The following is a 23707-nucleotide window of genomic DNA, read 5'->3' as shown; positions in this document are numbered from 1 at the left end:
TCGAAGGGCATCATCCTGAGGAGCGGCGCTGATGCGCGCGCTGGTGGTCGAGGACGATCCCGATATCGGGATCGACGTCGAAAACGGCCTGGCCGATGCCGGTTTGGTGGTCGACCGCATCACCAATGGCCCCGACGCCTGGTTCGCCGGCGATACCGAGGATTATGCCATCGTCGTGCTCGACCTCGGCTTGCCGGGGCTCGACGGACTGACGGTGCTGCGCCGCTGGCGCGCGTCGGGGCGGACCATGCCGGTGCTGATCCTGTCGGCGCGCGGCGACTGGACCGAGAAGGTCGAGGGGATCGAGGCGGGGGCGGACGATTATCTCGCCAAGCCGTTCCAGCTCGGCGAATTGGTGACGCGCGCGCGCGCGCTGTTGCGCCGAGCCGGCGGCCATGCCGCGCCAGTGCTCGAAATCGGGCGGCTCAAGGTCGATACGCGCAATCGCCGCCTGCTGGTGCGCGATGTCGAGACGCGCGTCTCGCCGCTCGAATTTCGCCTGATCAATTTCCTCGCCCACCAAGCCGACCGCACGATCGCGGTGGGGGAAATCGCCGACCATCTCTACGGCACGTCGGAGATTGGCGACGTCAATGCGATCGAGGCCTTGATCATGCGGCTGAGGCGCAAGATCGGCAGCGACAGTATCGAGACGCGGCGCGGCTTCGGCTATCGCCTGACCGGCGGGGCGAGCTGAGCATGCGCTCGCTCCGTCTGCGCCTGATCGCGTTCGCCGCGCTGGCGATCGCCGTCGCTCTATGGGCGGCCTGGCACGCCATGGGCCTGTTGTTCGAACATTATACCGAACGACGCATGGCCGACGCCTTGGTGCGCGAAGGCAATGTCGTCGCCGCGGCGGTGCAGGTCGATGCGGCAGGCCGGCCGACGGTCAATTCGGTCGATCTCGACGCGCGGTTCCGGCGCCGCGCGAGCGGGCTCTATTGGGAGATCCGCGCACCCGCCAGCATCGCCGGATCGGCGTCGCTAGCGGGCAAGTTCTTGGCCGAGGGCAAAGCTGTGGGCAAACCGGCCGGTACTGGCTGGCGGGAAACCGAAATCCCCGGGCCCTATGAACAGGATCTCATCCTCGTCGAGCGGCGCGTGTCGGTCGGCGGGACGCCGGTGATCGTGCGTGTCGGAGAGGATGACGAGCCGATCGATCGCGCGGGCGCCGCGTTCGCGCAAGAAATGGGGATGTTCCTGCTCGCGCTCGGCGCTGCGCTGGGGCTGGCGGCCTGGGCCCAGGTCGAACTCGGCTTGTGGCCGTTGCGTCGCGTCCGCCGCGAACTCGCGGCGATGGAGCGCAATCCCGCGCAACGCCTATCGGAGGATCACCCGCGCGAGATCCACGGCCTGGTGCAGGCGATCAACGCGCTCGCCGATGCGCGCAGCGACGATCTCGGGCGCGCGCGTCGCCGCGCGGCTGACCTTGCCCATGCGCTCAAGACCCCGCTCGCCGCGCTCGCCGCGCAGAGCCGGGTGGCGCGCGCGGCCGGTGCCATCGCCGCCGCCGACGCGATCGACCAGACGTTGAGCGCCACCGCCGCGGTGCTGGAATCCGAACTCGCGCGCGCACGCGCCGCCGCCAGCCGGGTAGGCGAGGGGGTGGCCGCGACGCGGCCGGCGGCGCTGATCGAGGGCCTGTTCGCGGTGCTCGAACGCACCGATCGCGGCATGAGCCTGGTGTTCGACGCTGATATTCCCGCCGACTGGGAAATCGGCATCGACGCCGCCAGTTTCGCGGAGATTTTCGGCAATCTGCTCGACAATGCCGCGCGCCATGCCCGCCGTGTCGTTCGCGTCGATGCCGTGCACGACGCCGGGCGATTGAGCTTCACGGTCGACGATGACGGCCCCGGCATTCCCGCCGACCAGCGCGACGGCGTGCTTCGCCGCGGCGTTCGGCTCGACGAAACCGGCGCCGGGCATGGGCTTGGCCTGTCGATCGTCGCCGACCTGGTCGAGGCGACCGGGGGCACGATCGTGCTCGGCGATGCGCCCGAACGCGGCCTGCGCGTCACGCTCAGCTGGCCCGACACTCTCCTCACCCGCGCCGAACCGAGCTGATCGGCACGCGCCTTTCCCCCTCAAGGAGCTCCCATGCAGATTGCCCATATTCCGAAGGTCAACGCGCGCTATTGGTCGGCAATCACCTTCGCCAGCCTGTTCGGCACGAACATGGGCGATCTCTACTCACACGAGCTCAAGTTCGGGATTCTGCTCGGCACCTCGCTCCTCGCGCTGCTTGCCGCCGGCGTATTCGTGGTCGAGCGGCGCGACCATGGTCCGCGCGAAGTCTTCTACTGGCTGGTGATCATCATCATCCGCACCGGCGCGACCAACATCGCCGACTATTTCAAGAAGATCATCTACTGGCCGCTGTTCGCCGCGATCCTGACCGCGTTGCTCGCCGGGTTCGCCTGGCTCTCCTCGCGCAGCGATGCCAAGCGCGAAACCGAATCCGAGGCGCGGGGCATGCCCGCGACCGGCACGGCGTACTGGCTGGCGATGCTGAGCGCGGGCGTGTTCGGCACCTTCATCGGCGATGTCTGCTCGAAGCTGATCGGCAAGGGGTTCGCCTCGCTCAGCCTCGGCGCATTGCTGATCGTCGCCCTGGTCGCGTGGCGGCGCGACAGCGGCAACCGTTTCTGGTTCTACTGGATCGCGCTCGCGGTCGCGCGCACGGCGGGCACCGCAATGGGTGACTGGCTCGCCGAGACCCCGTCGCTCGGCATCGGGCTGCCGCTGTCGACCTTGATCACCGGATCGATCTTCGTGCTGATCCTGCTGCTGTGGCCGCGCAGGGGCGGGGCGCCCGTTCCGATCCGCGTGTGACTTTCAACGTCTCTCTCGGCCGGCTCCTGCGGGGCCGGCCTCTTCCCACCAAAGGGGTCACGAGCATGTCCGGTCGCTTCCTTCTCAAGACGCTCTTCGTCGCTTTGGCTTTCCTGCCGCTCGCTGCGCCGGCCGCCGCGCAGGACGAGCTCAATGATGGGCCCAAGTCGCTGGTGATCAGCTATCGCGCCAGCGCCGAGCATCGCGTAGCCTTTCGCCGCTATCTAGCGACCAATCTCGCGCCGCGGCTGCGGGCGATGAAAGCCAAGGGACAGATCGCCGATTTCCGCATCTTCTACAGCTGGTATCGCCAGCCGGCGGTGTGGGACGGGCTGGTCATCCTGCGCTTCCCGACCTTCGCCGCGGTGAGCGGGTGGAACGCGCTCGAGCGCAGCGAACCGGGCGGGCTCGACGCCCCGGGACTGGCGCTGGCCGATCCGGTCGCGAGCTATTCGAGTGACCTTGCCTGGTCGCGCAACCCCGACGACCTCAAGGACGGCGAGGTCTATTACGTCATCCCGTATGAATATCGGAACGAGGGCGAATATCGCGATTATGTAAAGGGCTATGTGCTGCCGCAATTCGACGGCTGGATCGAGACCGGCGCGCTGCGCGGGTACGAGATCTACATGAACCGCTATGGCACCGGATCGCCGTGGGATTCGCTGTTCATCCAGCATTATCGTGGGCTGGCGGCCTTCGGGAAACGCCAGCAGATCACCGCGAGCGTTCGCGACAAATTGCGCAACGACCCGGTGTGGAAGGCGTGGAGCGACAAGAAGGCCGGCATCCGCAGCGAAAGCGAGAACAGCATCGCCGAACTGATCGCGCATTGAGTCTTGGGTCCATGGGCGCGGGGCGGCTGGGATCGGGTGGTTAGCTGCCATTATCCGATGTCGGCATTTTCAGCAGCGAACTAACCTGCGACGGCTCCGTCAGTCCCACTCCACGTCCTAAAACGATGGCAAGCGGGATGATCCAAAATGCTGAATCAGGATCAAACGGTGCGGGAGGATGCCTGAGATTGTAGAGCGTCTTGGCGCACACTTCCTCGAATGCATATTGCGCCAGAGCCAACTGATCGCCGCGCTTTTCCGCTTTCAAGGTTTTTTGCCGGATGTCGTCGAAAAGCGCCTTCCCCCGCTCCCACTTCCCTCGATCTGAAGCCATCTCGCTTAGCCGCCGTAGGGTGCTCGTGTCCCTGCACACATTTTGGAAGACTGCGAGCATCTCAAGCATCGCAGAAATGATGTTGGTCGGGTGAGTTCGCATTCCGCACGTCTACGCAATAGTGGCGTGTTCGCAATTGGGTCGATAGCCAACCGGCCGCTTTATACGTCTACGTCCTAGGTCGTTTAACGCTACGAGCCGCTACCGTGATCGTTTTCGCTGCCGAACGAACCCTGCGCTGACGACATGTTTGCAGATCGTATTATTGCTCGTATTAGTGCAATGTAGGATTGAGGGCGAGGTGATCGATATGCGGCGGTGGCTCCTGGCATTGGCTTTAACGGCTAGCGCCGGCGTCGCGGCGGCGGATGCGGCGAAAGTGCCGGCGATCTCTGCCAAGTCGGTGCGCGACGATACCTTCCCGACGGTCGAAGCCCCTTATCCTGGCGGGATCGTCGCGCGGGGGCATGTCGAATATGCCAATTATGTCGGGTATCGGCCGCTTCAGCTCGACCTCTATCTCCATACCGATCATGCAACGGCGAGGCCGCGCCCGCTCGTCATCTGGGTGCACGGCGGTGGCTGGAGCCGGGGCGATGCGCGGCAGTCGGGGGCGTTTGCCGACTGGCCGGGCGTGCTCGCGATGCTGGCGGCGCGCGGCTATGTCGTCGCGTCGGTCGATTACCGGTTGAGCGGCGAGGCGAAATTTCCGGCGCCGGTTCAGGACGTGAAAGCGGCGATCCGGTTCCTGCGCAGCCGGGCGGGCGATTATGGGATCGATCCGGCGCGCGTCTATCTGTGGGGAGGGTCGGCGGGCGGACATCTGGCCGGGCTGGCGACGGTGACGTGCGGGGTGGCTGCGTTCGATCCGCCGGCATCGACCGGGCGGTTGCCTGGATCACAAGCCAAGACCGCGAAGCCCTTGCCGCAGTCGGATTGCGTGCAGGGCGCGGCGCTCTGGTACGGCGCTTTCGATTTTCCGCTGGGCGGCGGGACGGCGCTCAATGCGAAGACGCTGACCGGCTTGCTGGGGTGCGATCCGGCGGCGTGCCGCGATACGGCCGCCGCCGCGAGCCCGATCAGCTACGTCAAGCGCGAGACGCCGCCGCTGCTGCTGATCCACGGTACTGCCGATGAAGAAGTCGCGTTCGGGCAGAGCGAAGCCATGGCGGGGAAGATGAAAGCGGCGGGCGCCTCGGTCGAATTCGTGCCGGTGGCCGGCGCCAATCATGGCTTCGTCGATGCCACGCCTGAGGCGACGAAGCGCGACAGCCTGATGGCGCTCGATCGCACCTTCGCCTTTTTCGATCGGCTGTCGAAGCGCTGATCAGCGGCGATGCGTCGCCTGCAGGATCAGCGGGATGATGCCGCCGGCGCGGAGCACCGACAATTCGAGCGCGGTCTCGACCTGGGCCGCGGCGTCGAACCGCTCGACGCCGCCGTCGCGGCGATGGATCGCGACCGGCACGATCGCGCGCGGGGTGAGCGTGTCCGCGGGCGCCTCGATCTCGATCCGGTCTTCAGGCGCCAATGCCAGTGTCGAGGGATGGCGGTCGGCGGGGAGGCGCAGCGGCAGGATGCCCATATTGACCAGGTTCGAGCGATGGATCCGCTCGAAGCTTGCCGCCAGCACCGCGCGCGCGCCGAGCAGGCTCGCGCCCTTCGCCGCCCAATCGCGCGACGACCCCATGCCGTATCGCTCGCCGGCGACGATCACCACCGCCTGGCCGGTCTCGGCATAACGCGCCGCCGCGCGCCACAACGGCAGCGGCGTGCCGCCTATCGCCATGATGGTGCTGCCCGGCGGGATTGCTTCGCCGAGCAGGTTGCGGACGGTGCGGTTGGTGAACAGTCCGCGCAGCATCACTTCCCAATTGCCGCGCCGCGACGAGAAGACGTTGAGATCGGCCGGGTCGGCGCCATGGTCGATCAGCCAGCGCGCCGCGTCGCTATCCACCGGGATCGCGCCGGCGGGGGAGATGTGATCGGTGGTCACGTCGTCGCCAAGCACGATCAAGGGTGCTGCCGAATAATGACCCAGCCGATCGTCGCGCTCGATCCGCGCAAAGGGCGGCGGGCGCAGATAGGTCGAGCCGGGATGCCAGGGATAGAGCGCGGTGTCGGGAGCGGGCAGTGCCGCCCAGGCTTCGCTCGCCTCGGCGGCCGCGAACGCTGCGGCATAATCTTCCGGCCGGATCGCGATCGCCGCGGCGGCATCGATCTCGGCGCCGCTCGGCCACAGCCGGTCGAGCGTGACTGGGGCGCCGTCGGCATCGTAGCCGATCGCGTCGTGGGCGATGTCGATCGCGGCGTCGCCGGCCATAGCGTAGGCGACGGTGAGCGCCGGCGAGGCGAGAAAGGCATCCTCGATCTGCGGGTGGACTCGCCCGGGGAAATTGCGGTTGCCCGACAGGATGCCGACCGGACGTGCGCTGCCGGCCTCGATCGCCCGCAGCATCGGTTCGGCCAGTCTGCCCGAATTGCCGATACATACCGTGCAGCCATAGCCGACGATCGCGAAGCCGATCGCCTCGAGATCGTCGAGCAGGCCCGCGCGGGCGAGCAACCGCTCGGCACTCGGCGATCCCGGCGCCAGGCTGGTCTTGACCCAATCGGGCGGCGTCAGCCCCAGCGCGCGGGCCTTGCGTGCGACCAGGCCCGCAGCGAGCAATTGGCGCGGATCGGAGGTGTTGGTGCAACTGGTGATCGCCGCGATCGCCACCGGCCGTTCGGGCATGTCCGTCGCCGGGCCCGCGCCGAGCAAGTCAGGCACGTCGGCGGTCGCGACGAGATCCTGCGGACGACGCGGACCGGCGAGCGAGATGCCGATCGCGGACAGATCGATCTCAACCGTCTCGGCATAAGTCGGCCAGGCGTCCGGTTCGAACCACAATCCGGTCGCGCGCGCATAATCGCCAACCAGCGCGATCTGCGCCTCGCTCCGTCCGGTCTGGCGGAGGTAATCGAGGGTCGCATCGTCGATCGGGAAATAGCCGGTCGACGATCCATATTCGGGCGCCATATTGGCGACGACCGAACGGTCCCCCGCCGACAAGGTCGCGACGCCGGGGCCGAAGAACTCAACGAAGCGGCCGGCCAGCTCGATCCGGCGCAGGCGATGCGTGACGACCAAGGCCAAATCGGTCGCGGTCACGCCCTCTCGCAGCCGTCCGGTCAGCCGTACTCCGACCACTTCGGGGACGCGCATCATCACCGGCATGCCGAACATCACGCTCTCGGCTTCGAGCCCGCCGACGCCCCAGCCGAGCACGCCGATTCCGTTGATCATCGGCGTATGGCTGTCAGTGCCGATCAGCGTGTCGGGCATCGCCCAGCACGTGCCGTCGCGCTCCTCGCTGGTGGCGATGGTCGCCAGTTGCTCGAGGTTGATCGTGTGCATGATGCCGGTGCCGGGCGGATGCACCGTGAAATTGCCGAGCGTCGCTGAGGCCCATTTCATGAAGCTGTAGCGCTCGGCATTGCGCTCCAATTCGCGCGCCATGTTGCGCGCCGCGGCGTCGCCGTGTCCGTAAAAATCGACCGCCAGGCTGTGATCGGTCGAGACGTTGACGGGAAGCACGGGGTTGAGCGCATTGGGGTCGCCGCCGGCATCGGCCAGCGCCTGGCGCGCGGCGGCGATGTCGACCAAAGCAGGGCCGCAGGTCGTGTCGTGCATCATCACCCGGCCGGGCCAGAAGGCGATTTCGGCATCGCTCGTGCCTTGCGCGATCCACTGCTCGACCAGCGCGATCGTCGCCGGATCGTCACCGCTTCGCCGCAGCAAATTCTCGATCAGGATACGATGGACGACCGGCAGTTTGGCCAGGTCGAGCGCGGCGAGATCGACGATCGTGTAGCTGGCGCCGTTGCTGGCCAGCGCGCGTGTCGGGACGGTCATGCGGACTCCTTGCGCGAGGCCAGCGGCGCGGCGAGCACCATCACGAACGCGACCAAGGTGAGCCCGGCCAGGAACACCAGCCCGGTCGCGGGCTTGCCGCTGGCCTTGGCGACGACGCCGACGACATAGGGCCCGACGAACCCGCCGAGATTGCCGATCGAGTTGATCGCGGCGATCGATACCGCGGCGCTGGCGCGCGACAGGAACATGCCGGGCAGGGTCCAGAACGGCGCCTTGAACGCATAGAAACCGGTCAGCGCCGCCGCGAGCAGGATGGTCGCCGGTATCGGACCCGCAACCCAGGCGACGCCGCCCAGGGTCGCGCCCGCCAGCAGCAGCGGCCAGGCGGTATGAAAACGCCGCTCGCCGGTGCGGTCCGACCGCCGCGACCACAGCACCATGCCGATCGTCGCGACGATATAGGGCAGGGTGGCGATCAGCCCGGTCTCGACATTGCTGAGCGACTTGCCCGAATGCTTGACGATCTGGGGCAGCCAATAGCCGACGCCGAGGCTGCCCGCCTGATAGACGAAATAGATCGCCGCTAGATACAATACGCGCGGTTCGGTAATCGCGCGCCAGGTATTGAGATGGCGCACCCCGGTTGCCGCATGCTCGCGCGCGATTTCCGCTTCCAGCCAGTCGCGCTCGGCGGGAGTAAGCCAACGCGCATTGGCCGGGCGGTCGACCAGCAAGCGATAGGTGAACAGCCCGCCGATCACCGCAGGGAGCCCCTCGATCAGGAACATCCAGCGCCACCCGGTCAGGCCCAGCCCCTGGACGTGATCGATGATCCAGGTGCTGACCGGGGTGCCGATGATGTAGGATACCGGGATCGCCGCGGTGAACATCGCCACTACCGTCGCCTGTTCGCGGGCGCGGAACCAGGCGGTCAGATAGATGATGATCGCGGGGAAATAGCCCGCTTCGGCGACACCGAGCAGGAAGCGGAGGCCATAGAGCTGCGAGGTCGATTGCACGAAGGCGGTGGCCATCGACACCACACCCATGCCGATCAGGATGCGCGCGATCCAGATGCGCGGGCCGTAGCGGGCCATCAGCATGTTGCTCGGCACTTCGAACAGGAAATAGCCGATGAAGAAGATGCCCGCGGCGAAGCCGAACGCCTCGTCCGAAATCCGCAGTTCGGCATTCATCTGGAGCGCGGCGTAGCCGATGTTCGCGCGGTCGATATAGGACACGATGTAGAGCACGAAACACAGCGGCACGATCCGCCAGAACACCCGGCGCATGATCCTGCGGTCGTCGGTCTCGGTCACGGGCGGGGGTGCGCTGCTCTCCATAAATATGTTCTTTGACATTCAGAAATACAAAGAGCAAGGATTACCTATCTCGAGACGGAGGTACGTCGATGCAATCCAAGTCCGCACCGCCCGCCTGGCGCGCATCGCGACGGACGGTGGTGGCCGGACTGGCCGCTGGGATTGCAATGGGAAGCGAGGCCGCATGGGCGGTCGGGGGAGGATCGATGCCGGGTTTTGCTTATGTCGGGTGCCGCACCAGCCGTGAGCGCAATGCCCGGGGCGACGGCATCTCGGTCTATCGGATCGGCGCGGACGGTGCCTGGACGCGCGTCCAATTGGTCGGCGACCTGGTCAACCCATCCTATCTCGCCTTCGATCGAACTCGCCGCTTCCTCTACACCGTCCACGGCGACGGTAGCGAGGCGAGCGCATTTCGGATCGACCCGGCATCGGGCCAGCTGACCTTCCTCAACCGGGTCACCACCGGCGGCCGTAATCCGGTGCATCTGACGCCCGATCCGACCAATCGCTTCATGGTGGTTGCCAACCATGTCGTTGCCGATGGCGTGAAGTCGGGCATCGCCAGCTTGCCGATCCACGAAGACGGAAGCCTGGGCGCGCCGGTCGATGTCGTGTCGTTCGACGGCAAGATCGGTCCGCATCGCATCGAGCAACCCTTTCCCAAGCCACACCAGGTCGAGTTCGATCCGAGCGGCCGGTTCATCGTCGTGCCGGACAAAGGCTGCGACCGTGTGCTGGTCTTCACCATCGACGCCGCTGGCAAGCTGCACGAGGCGGCAGCGACGCCGGCGCGCGAGACGTCGGGGCCGCGCCACGTCGCCTTTCACCCGACCGTCCCGTACGCTTATGTCGTCAACGAACTCGATTCGACCGTCGTCGCCTATCTTTTCGATCGCCAGTCGGGCGCGCTCAAACCGTTCCAGGTCCTGTCCGCGCTGTCGGAGGAATTCACCGGCAACAGCCGCGGCTCGGAGATCGCGGTGTCGCTCGACGGGCGCTACCTCTATGCCTCCAACCGTGGCGCCGATACCGTCGCCGTCTTCGCGATCGACCGCGCGAACGGCCGGCTGGAGTGGAGGGGTTCGGTTCCTGCCGGGGGAAAGACGCCGCGCTTCTTCGCGCTGATCGACAATGGCCGCGCCATGGCCGTCGCCAATGAAGAGGGGCACAATATCGTCCGCTTCGCGATCGGCGTCGACGGCATGCCGCGTGACCCGGTCGTCGTCGCCGAGACCGGCAGTCCGACCTCGATCGTGTTCAGCGGGTAGGATACCAGGGAGGGCGTTGGAGTGAGGCCGCTTGCGCCAGGGCAATCGCCTATGAATTGGGCTGAGGATATAGCCGCATAATCGAGTTCAACCGTCATGCCGGACTTGTTCCGGCATCCAACGAGCAACCACGTACGGATTCCGTTGTGGAGGGTTGGACCCCGGCACAAGGCCGGGGTGACGAAGGATGAAACGAAAGCGAATGGCCCGGTTCGTAGCCCGAGTTCCATGCGCGATAGACCTGCCTTGGCGCGGGGGATGACGGTTGGGAGCGGGGGCTGCGGTCAGGGCTTTTCCGGCACCGCGCAGACGAAACTCGACGCCAGCTTGGTATCCCCAGCGCGATAGACCGGCTGTTTCGGCCAGGCGCAGATCGGGCGCTGGAAGTCGATCGCGCGCCTGGCGGGCGGGGTGTCTTCGTTCCCCGAGGCATAACGAGTCGCGATCAGGCTCTGCGGCGCGCGCGCTTTCTCGACCCAGGCATAAAGCGCGAGCGTCATGTCGTGCTCGGCATCGCGCACCGGCGGCGTCGAATCGCGCGTCGCGGTCGAGAAATTGGTCGCGCCTGGGCCGCCCGCGCAATGATCCATGCCGGGCACCATGAACAGCCGCGCGAATGCCTGGGTCGCGGCAAGTCCGCCGGCATGGCCCTCGACCGCGCGATAATAATTGATCGCCTCGAGCGGCGTGCCGACCGGATCCTGCCAGCCCATGAACATGATCAATTTGCCGCCGGCGCGGGCGAACGGCGACAGGTTGGAATCGTTGGCGTCGAAGATCGGGCCGAGCCGCGCGCGCATCGTGTCGACGTCGCTGCCCCAGTTGAAGCTCCACCAATTCCACTCGGGGTTATCGAACACCCAATATTTGAACATGTCGGCGCGCGACGGTTCGGCCGGATTGTCGGATTCGGACCAATAGCCGGTCCAGCCGGGATGCTTGTCGTTGGGGCCCGACATCACGCCCTCGGTGCCGACTGGATAGCCCGGATAGATCGCCTTGCCGGTGCGGGCATCGCGCGGGCCGGCATAAATCTTGTCGGCGGCTGTGACCTGTTCCTGGCTCAGGCAGGTGCCGGGTTGCGCACCGGGGCGGCACAGCAATTGCGCCGGTCTGAACGCGCACTGCCGGGGGTCGGAAATCACCCCGTCCTCGACGCCGTCGAGCTTGTCGCAGGCGGCGACCGCGGAGCGGTTGATCAGCAGCAGGTCGCTCGCCGCCAGGATCGGACGGCGGTCGTCGCCGGGCCGATGGTTGGCGAGATAGTTCCACAGGAACGCCATGGTCAGGCTGGTGCGGTTGTTGCCCGGCGCGCCGGCGATGATGCCGTCGAAATCGCGCGGATAGCGTTGCGCCGAGGCGAGGCCCTGATAGCCGCCGGTCGAACATCCGCTGAAATAAGACCAGCGCGCCGGGCGGCTGTAATAAGCGCGGGTGACAGCCTTGGCCGCGACCACCGATTCATGGACCGCGCGATAGCCGAAATCCTTGATCTTTTCGGGGTGCTTCCAGCCGAATTTGAGGTCGGTACCGATATGCCCGGTATCGGTCCCGACCGCGACGTCGCCGTCGTCGAGCCGCGGGATCATCTGCTTGTATTGCATGTTCGACACGTAGGCGCCGTTGCCGATCATATGCAGGCGGCCCGACCAGCTGCTGCGTGCGGGCAGCCAGATTTCGAACCCGATCTCCGACCCTCTGACCGGGCGGCTGATCCCGCGCACGCGGCAAAAGGGCTTGAGCCCGGTGTACGTGCGCGGCCCGCGCTCGACGACCATGTCCTCGGTGAAGGTCCCATTGACCGGAGTCGCGATCAGAATCTGGACATGGGGGATGGCAAGCTTCTTGAGCGCGCCGCAGGAATCGGGCGCGGCCTGGGCGGCGGGCGCCAGTGCGATGGTCGCCGCCGATGCCGACAGGGCTGCCGCCAAGCGTTGAAGCGTCCGACGTGCGACCATGATTGTCTCCCTTGAGGCTGGCAATCATCAGAATGTCTCTTTATGATCGAAAAAACAATATCAAATATGAGATCGACTATGGGCGGAGGCAGCGGAATGCGAATTTTCACGCGCGAGGAGATTGTCGCGGCGCTTGATGAGAGCGCCGCGATGGCCGCGGTCGAGCGCGCGATCATCGCCTTCGCGGCGGGCCGCGCGCAAAGCGGCGATGCCGGACATTTCAGCTTTCCGGCGCCAGGCGACGCGCATGTGAAGGTTGCGCATCTCGCGGGCGAGGACGTGTTCGCGCTCAAGGTGTCGGCGAGCTTCTACGGCAATCCCGCCAAGGGACTGTCGTCGAGCCAGGGATTTTCGGCAGTGATGAGCGCGACGACCGGCGAGGCGTTGGCGCTATTCGCCGACGGCGGCTGGCTGACCGATGTGCGTACCGCGATGGCGGGCGCGATCGCCGCGCGGGCGATTGGCTATAAAGGCGGGACGCTGGGGATCGTCGGCGCCGGCATCCAGGCGCGGATGCAGGCGGAGATGATCCGCCGCCATATCGGTGCCGATCGCGTGCTGATCTGGGGCCGCGATCCAGCCAAGGCGCAGGCATTGGCGGCCGGGATTGGCGGCGAGGCGTGCGATGACCTCGCCGATCTCGTGCGCGCATCCGACCTGGTGGTCACGACGACGCCCGCCACCGAATGGCTGATCGATGACGCGTGGGTGCGTCCCGGCGCGCGGATCGTCGCGGTCGGATCGGACGGCGGCGGCAAGCGCGAGCTCGACCCGCGCATCCTGGGCCGTGCGACGGTGATTGCGGATTCGATCGACAAATGCCTGGAGAATGGCGAGGCGGGCTGGGCAGTGCGCGATGGCCTGCTCGTAGCGGAGGCGATCATTCCGCTGGGCGAGTTGCTCGCCAACCCGCGCGCTTTTGCCAGTGATGAGATCGTGGTTGCCGACCTGACTGGATTGCCGGTTCAGGATGCGGCGATTGCGGGCGCGGTGTGGGGCGTGCTCGCTCCCGGCTAGGCCGTGGCTCATCGAAATCGAGGCGGCATCGGCAAAGGGCCTTTCGCGATCCTTTGCGAGCGGACGCAAGTCAGGAACCGGCGGATCGCTCCGCCGGTTCCCTGGTGACTGTCAATCCGCGTCTCGTCGCTTACCGAGCTGCGTTCCGCAGTCGGCTGTTCAGACTATCGATCCGCACTTGCAGCCTGGCTTCGTCGCGAGCGGACACGTGGCCCCTGCGATCATGGGTCATCGATCGCTCACTGGTGCGAAGGGCGTAGAGCTCGCGCTGATAACCAGAGGCCTGGCGATTGCTCAGCGAGCGCTGCGACCGCGCGGTGTCGAGCAACTGGTCGAGCGTGGCGATCTGCGAGAGAATCGCCGGACGCTCGCGCCCATAGTCGCTCGTCCCGGCCCCGGTTGCGATCCAACGTCCGCGGCTGTCGTAATAGCCCGAGGTTTCGCCCGCATGCCAGCGGCGGCGATTGTCGTAATGGCCCGGCTGGGGGTCGGCGACCCACATTCCCGTGGCGTCGCGATGGCCACTGGCCTGGCCGGCGACCCAGCGGCCGCGTGTGTCGTAATGACCGATCGTGACACCGGCGGTCCAGCGCCCGTTGGCATCGTAATGCCCGCTCGCCGTGCCCGCGACCCACTGGTCGCGCTCGTCATAATAGCCGTTCGACGAGGCCGGAATCCAGCGGTTCTGGCTGTCGTAGCTGCCGCTCGCCGAGCCGTCCGCACGCTGCGGGACCCAGTTGCGACGCTCGTCATAATAGCCGTTCGGCGCGCCGGAGACCCAGGTGTTGTTGCGGTCGTAATAGCCGGTCGCGCGACCCTGCGCGATCGAGCTGGCGTGCCACTGGCCCTGCGTGTCGTAATAGCCATAAGCGTCCGCGCGGCGGGCGGACCGGGTGCCGACAGCGCCGGGAGAAACGCTCACCCACTGGTCGTCGCGGTCGTAATAGCCCTCGGCCGAGGCTGGAACCCATTCGCCGCCCGCAAGATAATTGCCGTACCCGCCGGCCGATGCGTTGCTGCTGATCCAACGGTTGTCGTCGCCATAACGGCCATTGGGCGCGCCATCGACCCAGCCGCCATTGCGGTCATAATAGCCGCGCGCGTCCGCCGAGCTGATACCGGTGGCGTGCCAGCGATTACGCTCGTCGTAATAGCCATAGGCATGCTTGCACTCGCGGTTCGGCTTGGCGAGTTGGTTGCCGGCGAGAGCGCCGGCTGCGGCGCCGATCACGGTGCCCAACGTCTTGTCTCCACGGCCCGCGACGACGTTGCCGAGGACTCCGCCGACCCCGGCGCCGGCGACGGTAGCGACGACTTGCGTCGTGCTTTGCTGCTCGCAGGTCGCTTCGGACCGGGTCCGCGCACTGGCGATTGAAGGAATAAGGGTGACCGCGGCGATGCTCGCCACGAACAGATGTTTACGCATGAAGGAGCTCCTGGAACCGAATGGTTCTGTTCTCGATACGGCCAACGATCTGTCGAGAATTATGTTCCATGTATCAAATAAAATATGTAGGTTAATTTCAGAAGTAAGATAAAGTGTTATGTACACTAGAATATTATCAAGAAATAATGGAGGATTTCTTGCGGATAAATTGGGGGTATTTATAAATTTATACTAGGGTAAGGCGAAAAACCGCCATATCGGCTAGGTCGTGAATTGATAGACCGCTACATCCGCGATTGAGCGGAAGCCGACGGACCGGGTTAGGGGCTGACGACGATAGCTGCCGTTTGGCAATGCACGGCCGTTCCGCGCTGATGGACCGCTAAACCGGTGGGCGTTCTCATGCTCGCCTATGAAGGCGGTGCGGCTTCCGAGGGGCATGTGCCGGTCAGACGCTGACTGCCCCCCTCCGCGCTGTAGCCGAGTTCCTGCCGCGTGCGCCGGCTGATCAGATAGCGATAGGGATGTGCGGCATCGGGGCCGGCGTCGAGCAGCCATGCCCCAACCCGTCCCGCCGGCGTATCGACATCCTGGCGGCCGACGACCTTGACGGTGAATGTCCCAAAACCCTTGTCATACTGCCAGAACGGTAGCTGGAAGCTTGCGCCGTCACGCAGAGGCAGCGCAGCGAATGTCACTCCCCAAAGGTTACCATCCCAGGTGGCGCCGGTCAGCGGCACATCGACAGCTTTGGAGCCACTGGCGCTCTCCTGCGTCCCGGTGATGCGACCCTGGGCATAAGAAAGGTCGATGCGGTGCCATCCGCGCTCGGAGCGCTCAATGCCGCGCTTGCTGTCCATGCGGATCGGCAGGAGCGTGGTGCGATCGAGCACGAAGTGATCGCGCATGTCGAACTTCCCGCCGGCGAGCTTTTGATGCACCACCACGTCCCACACCGGCTTGTTTTGTGCGGTGGAGGCGGTGATCGTCTGCCAGGTGGTGCCGACCACCTTGTCCCCGGCGACGATCGTATAGCAGGCCGAGCCTGGCCGCAGCCGCGCCCCTTCCATCTTCGGCGTCGCCGCGCCGGAGCCGAGCAGCGCAACCAGTAAGACCATCGCTTTCACAGTGCTGACTCCGTTCGATCAAACGCTCGGTGTATTGGTCAAATATAGCACCGTCAATTGCTGGCGAGATGAGCGATCGCGTCTTCACATCCGCTAGCCTGCATCAGCAATGTCCCGTTCTGCGGGCGTGGATCGGCAGAGCTTCATCAGCCAGTGCCGGGTCGATCAAGCCGTCGAATAGCGACGGCTGAACAACGCCGCGGCCAAGCTGATCGCCGCGATCGCGGTCAGCCAGACGCCCGGCATCGCCAGGTTGCCCGTCGCCGAGATCAGGGCGGTCACCACGAACGGGGTGAACCCGCCGATCGCGGTGGCCAGGCTATAGGCCAGGCTGAACCCCGAGGCGCCGGCCTCTTCGGGCACGATCTCGGTCAGGTGGACGACCATCGCCGAATTGTAGCTGGCGTAGATCGCCGAGAGCCATAGCTCGACGATCAGCAATTTGGTCACGCTGGGATCGGCCGCCAGCCAGGCCATGGCGGGATAGGCGGTCAGGATCGCCAGGATGGTGCAGGCGAGCAGGATCGGCGTGCGCCCGATGCGATCGGACAAGGCGCCCATCAACGGCAGCCAGATCAGGTTGGACAGCCCGACCCCGGCGGTGATCAGCAGGTTCGCGCGCTCGGGCAGATGGAGCAGCTTGCCGAAGGTCGGGGTGTAGGCGGTGATCATGTAGAAGCTGACCGTCGTCATCAGCACCAGCGCCATGCCGGTCAGCACGCGCGCGCGTGCCACCCACAAATGGCGCATGATCTCGCGCATTGTCGGCCGCGTGGTGCGCGCGGCGAACAGGTCGGTCTCGCGCAGGTGGCGACGCATCAGGAACAGCAGCGGGATGATCAGGCAGCCCAGCCCGAGCGGGATTCGCCAGCCCCAGTCGGCGAGCTGATCGACGCTCAACGTCATGCCCAACACCACGCCGATCATCGCGGCAAAGACGACCGCGACTTGTTGCGAGGCCGATTGCCACGACACGTAGAAACCCTTTTTGCCCGGCGGTGCGATCTCGGCCAGATAGACCGACACGTTGCCGAGTTCGGCGCCGGCAGAGAAGCCCTGGAGCAGGCGGCCGAGGAGGACGAAGATCGGCGCCGCGATGCCGATCGCGGCGTAACCGGGGGTGAAGGCGATCGTCGCGATGCCGACGCTCATCAGCGCCAGCGTGACGATCAGTCCGGCGCGGCGGCCGTGATGGTCCGTATAGGCGCCGAGCACGATCGCGCCCAACGGCCGCATCAGGAAACCGACGCCGAACGTCGCGAGCGCCTTGAGCAGCGTGCCCAGTTCCGAGTTGCCGGGGAAATAGGCCGATCCGATGGCGGCGGCGAAATAGCCGAACACCATGAAATCGTACATCTCGATGAAATTGCCGCTGGCGACGCGCAGCACGTCCATCGCGCGGCCGGAGCGGTGAGCGATATCGATCTCGGCCTGGTCTTCCTTGGTCGCCATCGCATTCCCCTTCCTCGGCGGCGCCGTCTATCGCGCACGTCCTGGTCGTCGCCTAGCCCGATTGTCGCCAAAATGCACGCCGATTTAGGTATAATGCATTTTTGTCTTTTTAAACTCAGCAAGACAGTGCTACCGATCGTCAAACAACAATCGGGGGATGCCGATCGATGACAAGCGCTTGCCGTCTTCTGGAGATCTGGGGAAGCCCACGGGACCGCGGCATTCGCTATGGGGAAGGCGCGTCGGCCGAGATCCGGCGCGGAACCTCGCATTATATCAGCCAGATGGGAAGCCTCGGCCTGTCCGAAGCGGCGCTCGGCGAGCTGGTCGAGGCCTATCTGCCGATCATCGCCGACTTCGACGCCGACCATGTCGAGGAAATGCGCGGCATCGCCGAGGGCGCCGACCTGCCGATGTCGCACATCGTGTTGATGAACGCGCGGACCGAGCTGTTGAAGCTGGCCAAGGAACCGGTGTTGCGCGCCGGACTTCTCGCCGAGCGGTCGTCGGAAGGGTGCACGACGATCATCGTCCAGCCCGAGCGAACGCCCGACGGCAATTTGATCCACGCGCACAATTGGGACTGGAAATCCTCCTGCGCCGATGCGTGCATCATCCTGCGCATCAGGAACGACGACGGCCCCGACATGCTGACCTTCACCGAAGCGGGCGGGCTGGCGCGGTTCGGATTCAACAGCATCGGCATCGCGATCACCGGCAATTACCTGGAATGCGAGCGCGACTATCGCAATCTCGGCGTTCCGCTGGCGCTGATCCGGCGCAAGGTGTTGCAGCAGGACAATCCGTCGCTGGCGTTTGGCGCGGCCTATGCCACGCCCAAATCGGCGTCGAACAATATCGCGATCAGCCATGCGCCGACGGGCATCGTCCACGACCTGGAATGCGCGCCCGACGAGACTTTCGTGGTAGAGCCGCGCGATGGCCTGCTCGTCCACAGCAACCATTGGCTCAGTCCCGCCGCGCTCGCGAAACTGCGCGAAACCGGCATACCGGATTCGCCCTGCAGTTTCTGGCGGCAACAGCGCGCCGAACGACTGCTCGCGCCGCATGCGAAGATCGGACTGGATGAGGTGAGGGGCGTGCTGCTCGATACCGCGGGTACCCCGCTGTCGATCTGCGTCCCGCCGCGCGCGTCGTCCGTCACCGGCCACACCGCTACCGTCGCATCGTTCCTGATGCGGCCAGGCCTGGGTGAGATGCAGGTGGCGATGATGCCGCACGCCGGCGCCGATTATGTCCACTACACGCTTGCCGCCGACGCGTCGGCCACTGCGGAGCGACCGACCGCCGATGCGTAAGACGATCGCCGGCCTGATCCTGATCGCGGCCGGCGTCGGACTTGGCCTCGCGTTGGTGCACCCCAAGGCACCGCCGACCGGATCGATGCTGCGCGCGCGGCTCAATGCCGACATCGCCTCGTCCGATCCCGGCATGAAACGCGACGCCAATACCGACGCCGTGCTGCTCCATGTCGTCGAAGGGCTCGTCGCATTGCGCGAGGACGGTTCGGTCGGCCCGATGCTGGCGAGCGGCTGGACGGTATCGCCCGATGGCCGCACCTATCGCTTCGCGCTTCGCCGCGGCATCCGCTTCCACAATGGAGCGCCGCTGAGCTCGGCGGACGTCAAATGGTCGCTCGACCGCTATCTCGCGCCCGATAGCCATTGGCGCTGCAAGTCGGACCTGAGCGCCAAGGGGATCGCGGCGGTGACCGTGATCAACACGCCCGATCCCGACACGGTCGACATCGTGCTCGATCGCCCGGCGCCGCTGTTCCTCGCGACGCTGGCCCGGCTCGATTGCGGGGGCACCGGGATCACCCATCGCGCCTCGGTCGGCCCCGACGGCACATGGCTGTATCCGATCGGGACCGGGCCGTTCCGCTGGGGCGAATGGCGGCACAACCAATATGTGGATCTGGTCAAATATGACGGCTATCGGCCCCTGCCGGGCGGCACCGACGGCAATGCCGGCGGCAAGCACGCGCTGGTCGAGCGGGTACGCTTCTCGGTGATCCCCGATGGTTCGGCGGCGAGCGCGGCGCTGCTGCGCGGCAGCCTCGACGTGCTCGATGCGCTGGCGCCCAATGAGCTCGGTACGATCGCAGGAGCGCCCGGGATCATGCAGGATTCGGCGATGTCCGCGGATTTCTACGGTATCCTGCTGCAGACCGGCGCGCCAGTGCTGCGCGACGTCCGGTTGCGGCGCGCGTTGTCGCTCAGCCTCGACGTGGCGGCATTGACCCGGGTGGTGACCCACGGCACCGGCGTCCCCGACAGTTCGCCGATCCCGGCCGCCAACGCCTTTTACGGCGCGGCCGAGCGCGTGCTGGTCAAGCGCGACCTCGCCACCGCGCGCGCGCTGGTGAAAGCGTCGGGCTATCGCGGTGAGCCGATCGAGCTGATGACCAGCCACAGCCCGCCCGAAATGTACGACGCCGCGATCCTGGTCCAGGCGATGGCGCGCGATGCCGGGATCAATATCCAGATCGTCAGCCTCGACTGGGCGACCCAGTTCGCGCGCTATTCGAGCGGCGATTACCAGGCGACGATGTTCGGCTTTTCGGCGCGGATGGACGCGTCGCAGATGTTCGGCGTGCTAATCGGCGACCGTGCGACCGATCCGCGCAAGGTGTGGAATTCCCCGCAAGCGATCGACCTGCTCCACCAGTCGGTGGTGACTGGCGACCGCGCCCAGCGGCAGCAGATATTCGACCAGCTCGACGCGCACTTCCGCAGCGAGGTGCCGGCGATCGTCCTCTACAACACGCGGCGCGTGACGGCGTTGCGCACGCCGGTCACCGGCTATCGCAGCTGGTCGGCGCAGACCCAGCGGCTGTGGAACGTCGGGCTGGGGAATTCGCGATGATCTCGTACGTCATCCGCCGCCTGCTCCTGGCGGTCCCCACGCTGATCATCGTTGCGCTGATGGTATTCTTCCTCGTCCGGCTGATCCCCGGCGATCCCGCGCAGATCATGCTCGGCGAAGGCGCCGATCCGTCCGCCGTCGCCGCGCTCCACGCCGAGCTCGGGCTCGACAAACCGGTCTATGTCCAGTTCGCGACCTGGCTGAGGCATGTCGTCAGCGGCGATCTCGGCACGTCGATCACCACCGGCGAGCCGGTATCGACCCTGTTGATCACGCGCGCCGAAACGACCGGCGTCGTGGTGCTGATCTCGGTCGGTCTGGCGACATTGATCGCGATCGCGGCGGGCACGGTCGCGGCTTGGCGTCGCGGTGGCAAGCTCGATCTCGCGGTGATGAGCGGCGCGAGCCTGATCCTGGCGGTGCCGAGCTTCTGGCTCGGGCTGCTGCTGCTGCTGGTGTTCGGCGTCTGGCTGCATTGGTTGCCGGTGGTCGGCTATATTCCGTTCTCCGAGGATCCCTGGAGCGCGATGCTGTTCCTGATCCTGCCGATCGCGACGCTGACGATTTCGGAAAGCGGCGTGCTGATCCGCATGATGCGGTCGAGCGCGATCGATGTGCTGCGGCTCGATTACGTCACGCATGCCCGCGCCAAGGGGCTGGCCGAGCGCACCGTCTTGTCGCGCCACGTCTTCCCCAATGCCTTCGCGCCCACCTTGACCCTGGTCGGCCTCACGCTCGGCCGGCTGTTCGGCGGAATCGCGGTGATCGAGACGGTGTTCACGCTGCCCGGCCTCGGCCGGCTGATGGTGACCGGCGTGCTCAGCCGCGACTATCCGGTGGTGCAGGGCTGCCTGTTGTTCACCGCGGTAATCTATGTCGTCGTCAATCTGGTCGTCGACCTGCTCTATCCGCTGTTCGATCCGCGAGTGACGGTCGAATGAAGCGCCCGATCCACTCGCTGCTCGGGTTCGGGCTGGTCGGCGCCTTGCTCGTCGTGGTGCTGCTCGGCCTGGTCTGGCTGCCCTATGATCCGCTGGCGATCGATCTCGACCATACGCTGGCGTCGCCGTCGCTCGCGCACTGGCTCGGCACCGACGAGTTTGGCCGCGATGTCGCGTCGCGCGCGATGCTCGGGGCCAGGATCAGCATGCTGATCGCGATCCAGACCGTCGTCATCTCGATCGTGTTGGGGACCGCGCTTGGCCTTGTCGTCGGATTCCTGCGCGGCTGGACCGAACGCGTGATCATGACCTTCAGCGATGCGCTGCTCGCCTTTCCAGGCATCCTGCTCGCGCTTGCGTTGGTCGCGGTGATGGGGTCGAGCCGGCACAGCATCGTCATCGCGCTGGCGATCGCCTATCTGCCCGCCACGGTCCGCGTCGTGCGCGGCTCGGTCATCTCGATCCGCGAGCGCGAATATGTTGAGGCGTCGCGCGTCGCCGGGGACAGCGCGCTCTATACGATGTGGCGGATCGTCCTGCCCAACGCGCTGCCGCCGATCCTGGTGCTGGCGACCAGCCTGTTCGGCTGGGTGATCTTGTCCGAGAGTGCGCTGAGCTTCCTCGGCGTCGGCGTGCCGCCGCCACTGCCGACCTGGGGCAATATGCTGTCGTCGGCGCGGCCGTACATGTACGCCGCGAGCTGGCTGAGCATCGCGCCCGGTCTGTGCATCGTCGCGACCCTGCTCGGCATCAACATGCTGGGCGACGCGCTGCGCGACCGCCTCGATCCGCGAGACAATTGATGTCGGAGCAGCTTCTCACCATCGACAATCTCAGGATCAAGGCGGGCGATCGGGTCCTGCTCGAAGGCTTGAGCTTCGCCGTCGCCGCCGGCGAGCGGCTGGCGATCGTCGGCGAATCGGGCAGCGGGAAGACGCTGGCGACGCGTGCCATACCCGGGCTGCTCGCCCCGGGGCTGGAGCGCGTGTCGGGCACGATCCGCTTTGAGGGCCGCGAGCTGACGGCGCTCGGCGAACGCGGGTTGCGGTCGGTGCGCGGCGCCGGGATTGGGCTGGTGTTCCAGGAGCCGATGACATCGCTCAACCCGGCGCTGCCAATCGGAGTCCAGCTCGCCGAGGGGCTCAAGCTCCATCGCGGACTCGACGATGCCGAAGTCAGGCGGCGCAGCATCGACATGCTCGCGCGCGTCCAGATCGCTAATCCCGAAGCCTGCCTGTCGCGCTACCCGCACGAATTCTCCGGCGGAATGCGCCAACGGATCATGCTCGCGTCGGTCCTGCTGCTCGAACCGCGGCTGCTGATCGCCGACGAGCCGACCACCGCGCTCGATACGCTGAGCCAGCGCGAAGTGCTGCAATTGATGGTCGCGCTGACCCGCGAAATGGGCACGGCATTGCTGCTGATCACGCACGATCTGGGCCTGGTCGCCGAATATACAGATCGCGTGATCGTGCTCGAAAAGGGCGTGATGGTGGAGGAGGGCGAGACCGCAGAGGTACTCGCGCGGCCCAAACATCCCTATACCGCCAAGCTGGTCGGCTCACTGCCGCGCAAGGACGGCGATCGCGCGCCGATCGCACCCGATGCGCCGGCGATCCTCCGTATCGAGCATGTGCGGGTCGACTATCCGGGCAAGGCCGGGCTGTTTCGTGCGGGTGCGCCGATCCGAGTGATCGACGACGTCACGCTCGACGTTCGCGCCGGGGAGATCGTCGCTTTGGTCGGGGCGAGCGGGTCGGGCAAGACCACCCTCGGGCGCGCCGCGCTGGGACTGAAACCGCTCGCCGGCGGACGTATCCTGTTCGACGGCAACGATATTGCCAGGCTTGATCGCGCCGGCGAGCGCGCGTTCCGCCGTGACGCCCAACTCGTCTTCCAGGATCCCTTCTCGTCGCTGCCGCCGCATTTGCGCATCGGCGAGATCGTCGGCGCGGCGTTGCGTCACGTGCCGGGATTGAGCGCGGCCGAGCGGCGGGATCGTATCCGCGCCACGCTGGACGATGTCGGCCTCGCCGGGTTCGAGGACCGCCGTCCGCACCAGATGTCGGGCGGGCAGCGTCAGCGCGTGGCGATCGCGCGCGCCATCGCCTCGGAACCGCGGCTGGTCGTCGCCGACGAGCCGGTTTCCGCGCTCGACGTCACGATCCAGCTCCAGGTGCTGACCTTGCTCCAGCGGATCCAGCGCGACCGCGGCTTTGCCTGCCTGTTCATCACCCACGACCTCGCGGTGGTCGAGCAGATCGCCGACCGCGTCATCGTGCTCGAGAAGGGCCGGATCGTCGAACAGGGGCCGACCGACGCGGTGTTCGCCGCCCCCAGTCATGATTATACCCGCCGCTTGCTGGCCGCCTCGCCGGCGCTCGCGCTGACGGAAACGCTCGCCGCGCAGCAATAATGTGTATTTTCCGGTTTACAAAATACAATTAAACATTATTGCTATTAAAAATACACGAATCTG

The 23707-nt window shown here is 66.1% G+C and carries 19 protein-coding genes; 12 read left to right on the top strand and 7 right to left on the bottom strand.

Annotated elements, in window-relative coordinates; genetic code table 11:
* The first annotated feature begins 31 nt into the window (after positions 1–31).
* From SMA01S_RS03450 to SMA01S_RS03435, 4 genes are all read left to right on the top strand, one after another.
* Positions 32–697: a response regulator transcription factor gene (locus SMA01S_RS03450; RefSeq protein ID WP_066817283.1), complete on the top strand. Its 666-nt coding sequence runs from the start codon at positions 32–34 to the stop codon at positions 695–697.
* 2 nt (positions 698–699) lie between these two features.
* Positions 700–2067 carry a sensor histidine kinase gene (locus SMA01S_RS03445; protein ID WP_066817281.1) on the top strand — a complete coding sequence of 456 codons (1368 nt, stop codon included), beginning with the start codon at positions 700–702 and terminating at the stop codon, positions 2065–2067.
* A 33-nt stretch (positions 2068–2100) separates the two neighbouring features.
* Complete coding sequence (locus SMA01S_RS03440) at positions 2101–2835, top strand: COG4705 family protein (protein ID WP_066817279.1); 735 nt, start codon at positions 2101–2103, stop codon at positions 2833–2835.
* A gap of 65 nt (positions 2836–2900) precedes the next feature.
* A complete protein-coding gene (locus tag SMA01S_RS03435) occupies positions 2901–3671 on the top strand; it encodes a hypothetical protein (RefSeq protein ID WP_157093773.1) in 771 nt (256 codons plus the stop codon).
* 40 nt (positions 3672–3711) lie between these two features.
* On the opposite strand, the gene SMA01S_RS03430 is transcribed toward SMA01S_RS03435, so the two are convergent.
* Positions 3712–4074: a hypothetical protein gene (locus SMA01S_RS03430; protein ID WP_157093772.1), complete on the bottom strand. Its 363-nt coding sequence runs from the start codon at positions 4072–4074 to the stop codon at positions 3712–3714.
* 241 nt (positions 4075–4315) lie between these two features.
* Between SMA01S_RS03430 and SMA01S_RS03425 the strand changes: the two genes are divergently transcribed.
* Positions 4316–5332 (top strand): alpha/beta hydrolase, encoded by a 1017-nt coding sequence (locus SMA01S_RS03425; protein WP_157093771.1) that lies wholly within the window; start codon positions 4316–4318, stop codon positions 5330–5332.
* On the opposite strand, the gene acnA is transcribed toward SMA01S_RS03425, so the two are convergent.
* Positions 5333–7903 carry an aconitate hydratase AcnA gene (gene acnA / locus SMA01S_RS03420; protein WP_066817272.1) on the bottom strand — a complete coding sequence of 857 codons (2571 nt, stop codon included), beginning with the start codon at positions 7901–7903 and terminating at the stop codon, positions 5333–5335.
* Positions 7900–9183: an MFS transporter gene (locus SMA01S_RS03415; RefSeq protein ID WP_218016815.1), complete on the bottom strand. Its 1284-nt coding sequence runs from the start codon at positions 9181–9183 to the stop codon at positions 7900–7902. Before SMA01S_RS03415 ends, acnA begins: the two co-directional genes overlap by 4 nt.
* 92 nt (positions 9184–9275) lie before the next feature.
* Between SMA01S_RS03415 and SMA01S_RS03410 the strand changes: the two genes are divergently transcribed.
* The gene (locus tag SMA01S_RS03410) at positions 9276–10457 is read left to right on the top strand and encodes a lactonase family protein (RefSeq protein ID WP_218016814.1); all 1182 of its coding nucleotides are present in this window, start codon (positions 9276–9278) and stop codon (positions 10455–10457) included.
* Between the two features lie 284 nt (positions 10458–10741).
* On the opposite strand, the gene SMA01S_RS03405 is transcribed toward SMA01S_RS03410, so the two are convergent.
* A complete protein-coding gene (locus SMA01S_RS03405) occupies positions 10742–12415 on the bottom strand; it encodes a tannase/feruloyl esterase family alpha/beta hydrolase (protein ID WP_066817262.1) in 1674 nt (557 codons plus the stop codon).
* A gap of 96 nt (positions 12416–12511) precedes the next feature.
* On the opposite strand from SMA01S_RS03405, the gene SMA01S_RS03400 reads away from it, so the two are divergent.
* Positions 12512–13432 (top strand): Gfo/Idh/MocA family oxidoreductase, encoded by a 921-nt coding sequence (locus SMA01S_RS03400; RefSeq protein ID WP_169804176.1) that lies wholly within the window; start codon positions 12512–12514, stop codon positions 13430–13432.
* Positions 13433–13562: 130 nt separating this feature from the next.
* On the opposite strand, the gene SMA01S_RS03395 is transcribed toward SMA01S_RS03400, so the two are convergent.
* From SMA01S_RS03395 to SMA01S_RS03385, 3 genes are all read right to left on the bottom strand, one after another.
* The gene (locus SMA01S_RS03395) at positions 13563–14858 is read right to left on the bottom strand and encodes a glycine zipper 2TM domain-containing protein (protein ID WP_066817259.1); all 1296 of its coding nucleotides are present in this window, start codon (positions 14856–14858) and stop codon (positions 13563–13565) included.
* A gap of 371 nt (positions 14859–15229) precedes the next feature.
* Complete coding sequence (locus SMA01S_RS03390) at positions 15230–15937, bottom strand: DUF3108 domain-containing protein (RefSeq protein ID WP_066817257.1); 708 nt, start codon at positions 15935–15937, stop codon at positions 15230–15232.
* Positions 15938–16111: 174 nt separating this feature from the next.
* On the bottom strand, positions 16112–17398 hold the full coding sequence (locus SMA01S_RS03385) for an MFS transporter (protein WP_084250021.1): 1287 nt from the start codon (positions 17396–17398) through the stop codon (positions 16112–16114).
* Positions 17399–17565: 167 nt separating this feature from the next.
* On the opposite strand from SMA01S_RS03385, the gene SMA01S_RS03380 reads away from it, so the two are divergent.
* From SMA01S_RS03380 to SMA01S_RS03360, 5 genes are read left to right on the top strand one after another with little or no spacing between them, the layout of a single operon-like run.
* On the top strand, positions 17566–18717 hold the full coding sequence (locus tag SMA01S_RS03380; RefSeq protein WP_066817255.1) for a C45 family autoproteolytic acyltransferase/hydrolase: 1152 nt from the start codon (positions 17566–17568) through the stop codon (positions 18715–18717).
* Positions 18710–20287 (top strand): ABC transporter substrate-binding protein, encoded by a 1578-nt coding sequence (locus SMA01S_RS03375; RefSeq protein WP_084250035.1) that lies wholly within the window; start codon positions 18710–18712, stop codon positions 20285–20287. The genes SMA01S_RS03380 and SMA01S_RS03375 overlap by 8 nt, the downstream gene beginning before the upstream one ends.
* Entirely contained in the window at positions 20284–21228 is a 945-nt protein-coding gene (locus SMA01S_RS03370) for an ABC transporter permease (RefSeq protein ID WP_066817253.1), read from the top strand. The genes SMA01S_RS03375 and SMA01S_RS03370 overlap by 4 nt, the downstream gene beginning before the upstream one ends.
* A complete protein-coding gene (locus tag SMA01S_RS03365) occupies positions 21225–22031 on the top strand; it encodes an ABC transporter permease (protein ID WP_066817251.1) in 807 nt (268 codons plus the stop codon). The genes SMA01S_RS03370 and SMA01S_RS03365 overlap by 4 nt, the downstream gene beginning before the upstream one ends.
* The gene (locus SMA01S_RS03360) at positions 22031–23644 is read left to right on the top strand and encodes a dipeptide ABC transporter ATP-binding protein (protein ID WP_066817249.1); all 1614 of its coding nucleotides are present in this window, start codon (positions 22031–22033) and stop codon (positions 23642–23644) included. Before SMA01S_RS03365 ends, SMA01S_RS03360 begins: the two co-directional genes overlap by 1 nt.
* Positions 23645–23707: the final 63 nt, after the last annotated feature.

This window comes from Sphingomonas mali NBRC 15500, assembly GCF_001598415.1.
GTDB classification, from domain to species: domain Bacteria; phylum Pseudomonadota; class Alphaproteobacteria; order Sphingomonadales; family Sphingomonadaceae; genus Sphingomonas; species Sphingomonas mali.
The sequence above is the reverse complement of the archived record's forward strand: the minus strand, read 5'-3'. Positions and strand labels throughout refer to the sequence as shown.

Bases quoted from the DNA above. Each gene is read 5' to 3' on its own strand.
- SMA01S_RS03450 (WP_066817283.1), top strand. From the start codon at position 32: ATGCGCGCGCTGGTGGTCGAGGACGATCCCGATATCGGGATCGACGTC.
- SMA01S_RS03445 (WP_066817281.1), top strand. From the start codon at position 700: ATGCGCTCGCTCCGTCTGCGCCTGATCGCGTTCGCCGCGCTGGCGATC.
- SMA01S_RS03440 (WP_066817279.1), top strand. From the start codon at position 2,101: ATGCAGATTGCCCATATTCCGAAGGTCAACGCGCGCTATTGGTCGGCA.
- SMA01S_RS03435 (WP_157093773.1), top strand. From the start codon at position 2,901: ATGTCCGGTCGCTTCCTTCTCAAGACGCTCTTCGTCGCTTTGGCTTTC.
- SMA01S_RS03430 (WP_157093772.1), bottom strand. From the start codon at position 4,074: ATGCTTGAGATGCTCGCAGTCTTCCAAAATGTGTGCAGGGACACGAGC.
- SMA01S_RS03425 (WP_157093771.1), top strand. From the start codon at position 4,316: ATGCGGCGGTGGCTCCTGGCATTGGCTTTAACGGCTAGCGCCGGCGTC.
- acnA (WP_066817272.1), bottom strand. From the start codon at position 7,903: ATGACCGTCCCGACACGCGCGCTGGCCAGCAACGGCGCCAGCTACACG.
- SMA01S_RS03410 (WP_218016814.1), top strand. From the start codon at position 9,276: ATGCAATCCAAGTCCGCACCGCCCGCCTGGCGCGCATCGCGACGGACG.
- SMA01S_RS03405 (WP_066817262.1), bottom strand. From the start codon at position 12,415: ATGGTCGCACGTCGGACGCTTCAACGCTTGGCGGCAGCCCTGTCGGCA.
- SMA01S_RS03400 (WP_169804176.1), top strand. From the start codon at position 12,512: ATGCGAATTTTCACGCGCGAGGAGATTGTCGCGGCGCTTGATGAGAGC.
- SMA01S_RS03395 (WP_066817259.1), bottom strand. From the start codon at position 14,858: ATGCGTAAACATCTGTTCGTGGCGAGCATCGCCGCGGTCACCCTTATT.
- SMA01S_RS03390 (WP_066817257.1), bottom strand. From the start codon at position 15,937: ATGGTCTTACTGGTTGCGCTGCTCGGCTCCGGCGCGGCGACGCCGAAG.
- SMA01S_RS03385 (WP_084250021.1), bottom strand. From the start codon at position 17,398: ATGGCGACCAAGGAAGACCAGGCCGAGATCGATATCGCTCACCGCTCC.
- SMA01S_RS03380 (WP_066817255.1), top strand. From the start codon at position 17,566: ATGACAAGCGCTTGCCGTCTTCTGGAGATCTGGGGAAGCCCACGGGAC.
- SMA01S_RS03375 (WP_084250035.1), top strand. From the start codon at position 18,710: ATGCGTAAGACGATCGCCGGCCTGATCCTGATCGCGGCCGGCGTCGGA.
- SMA01S_RS03370 (WP_066817253.1), top strand. From the start codon at position 20,284: ATGATCTCGTACGTCATCCGCCGCCTGCTCCTGGCGGTCCCCACGCTG.
- SMA01S_RS03365 (WP_066817251.1), top strand. From the start codon at position 21,225: ATGAAGCGCCCGATCCACTCGCTGCTCGGGTTCGGGCTGGTCGGCGCC.
- SMA01S_RS03360 (WP_066817249.1), top strand. From the start codon at position 22,031: ATGTCGGAGCAGCTTCTCACCATCGACAATCTCAGGATCAAGGCGGGC.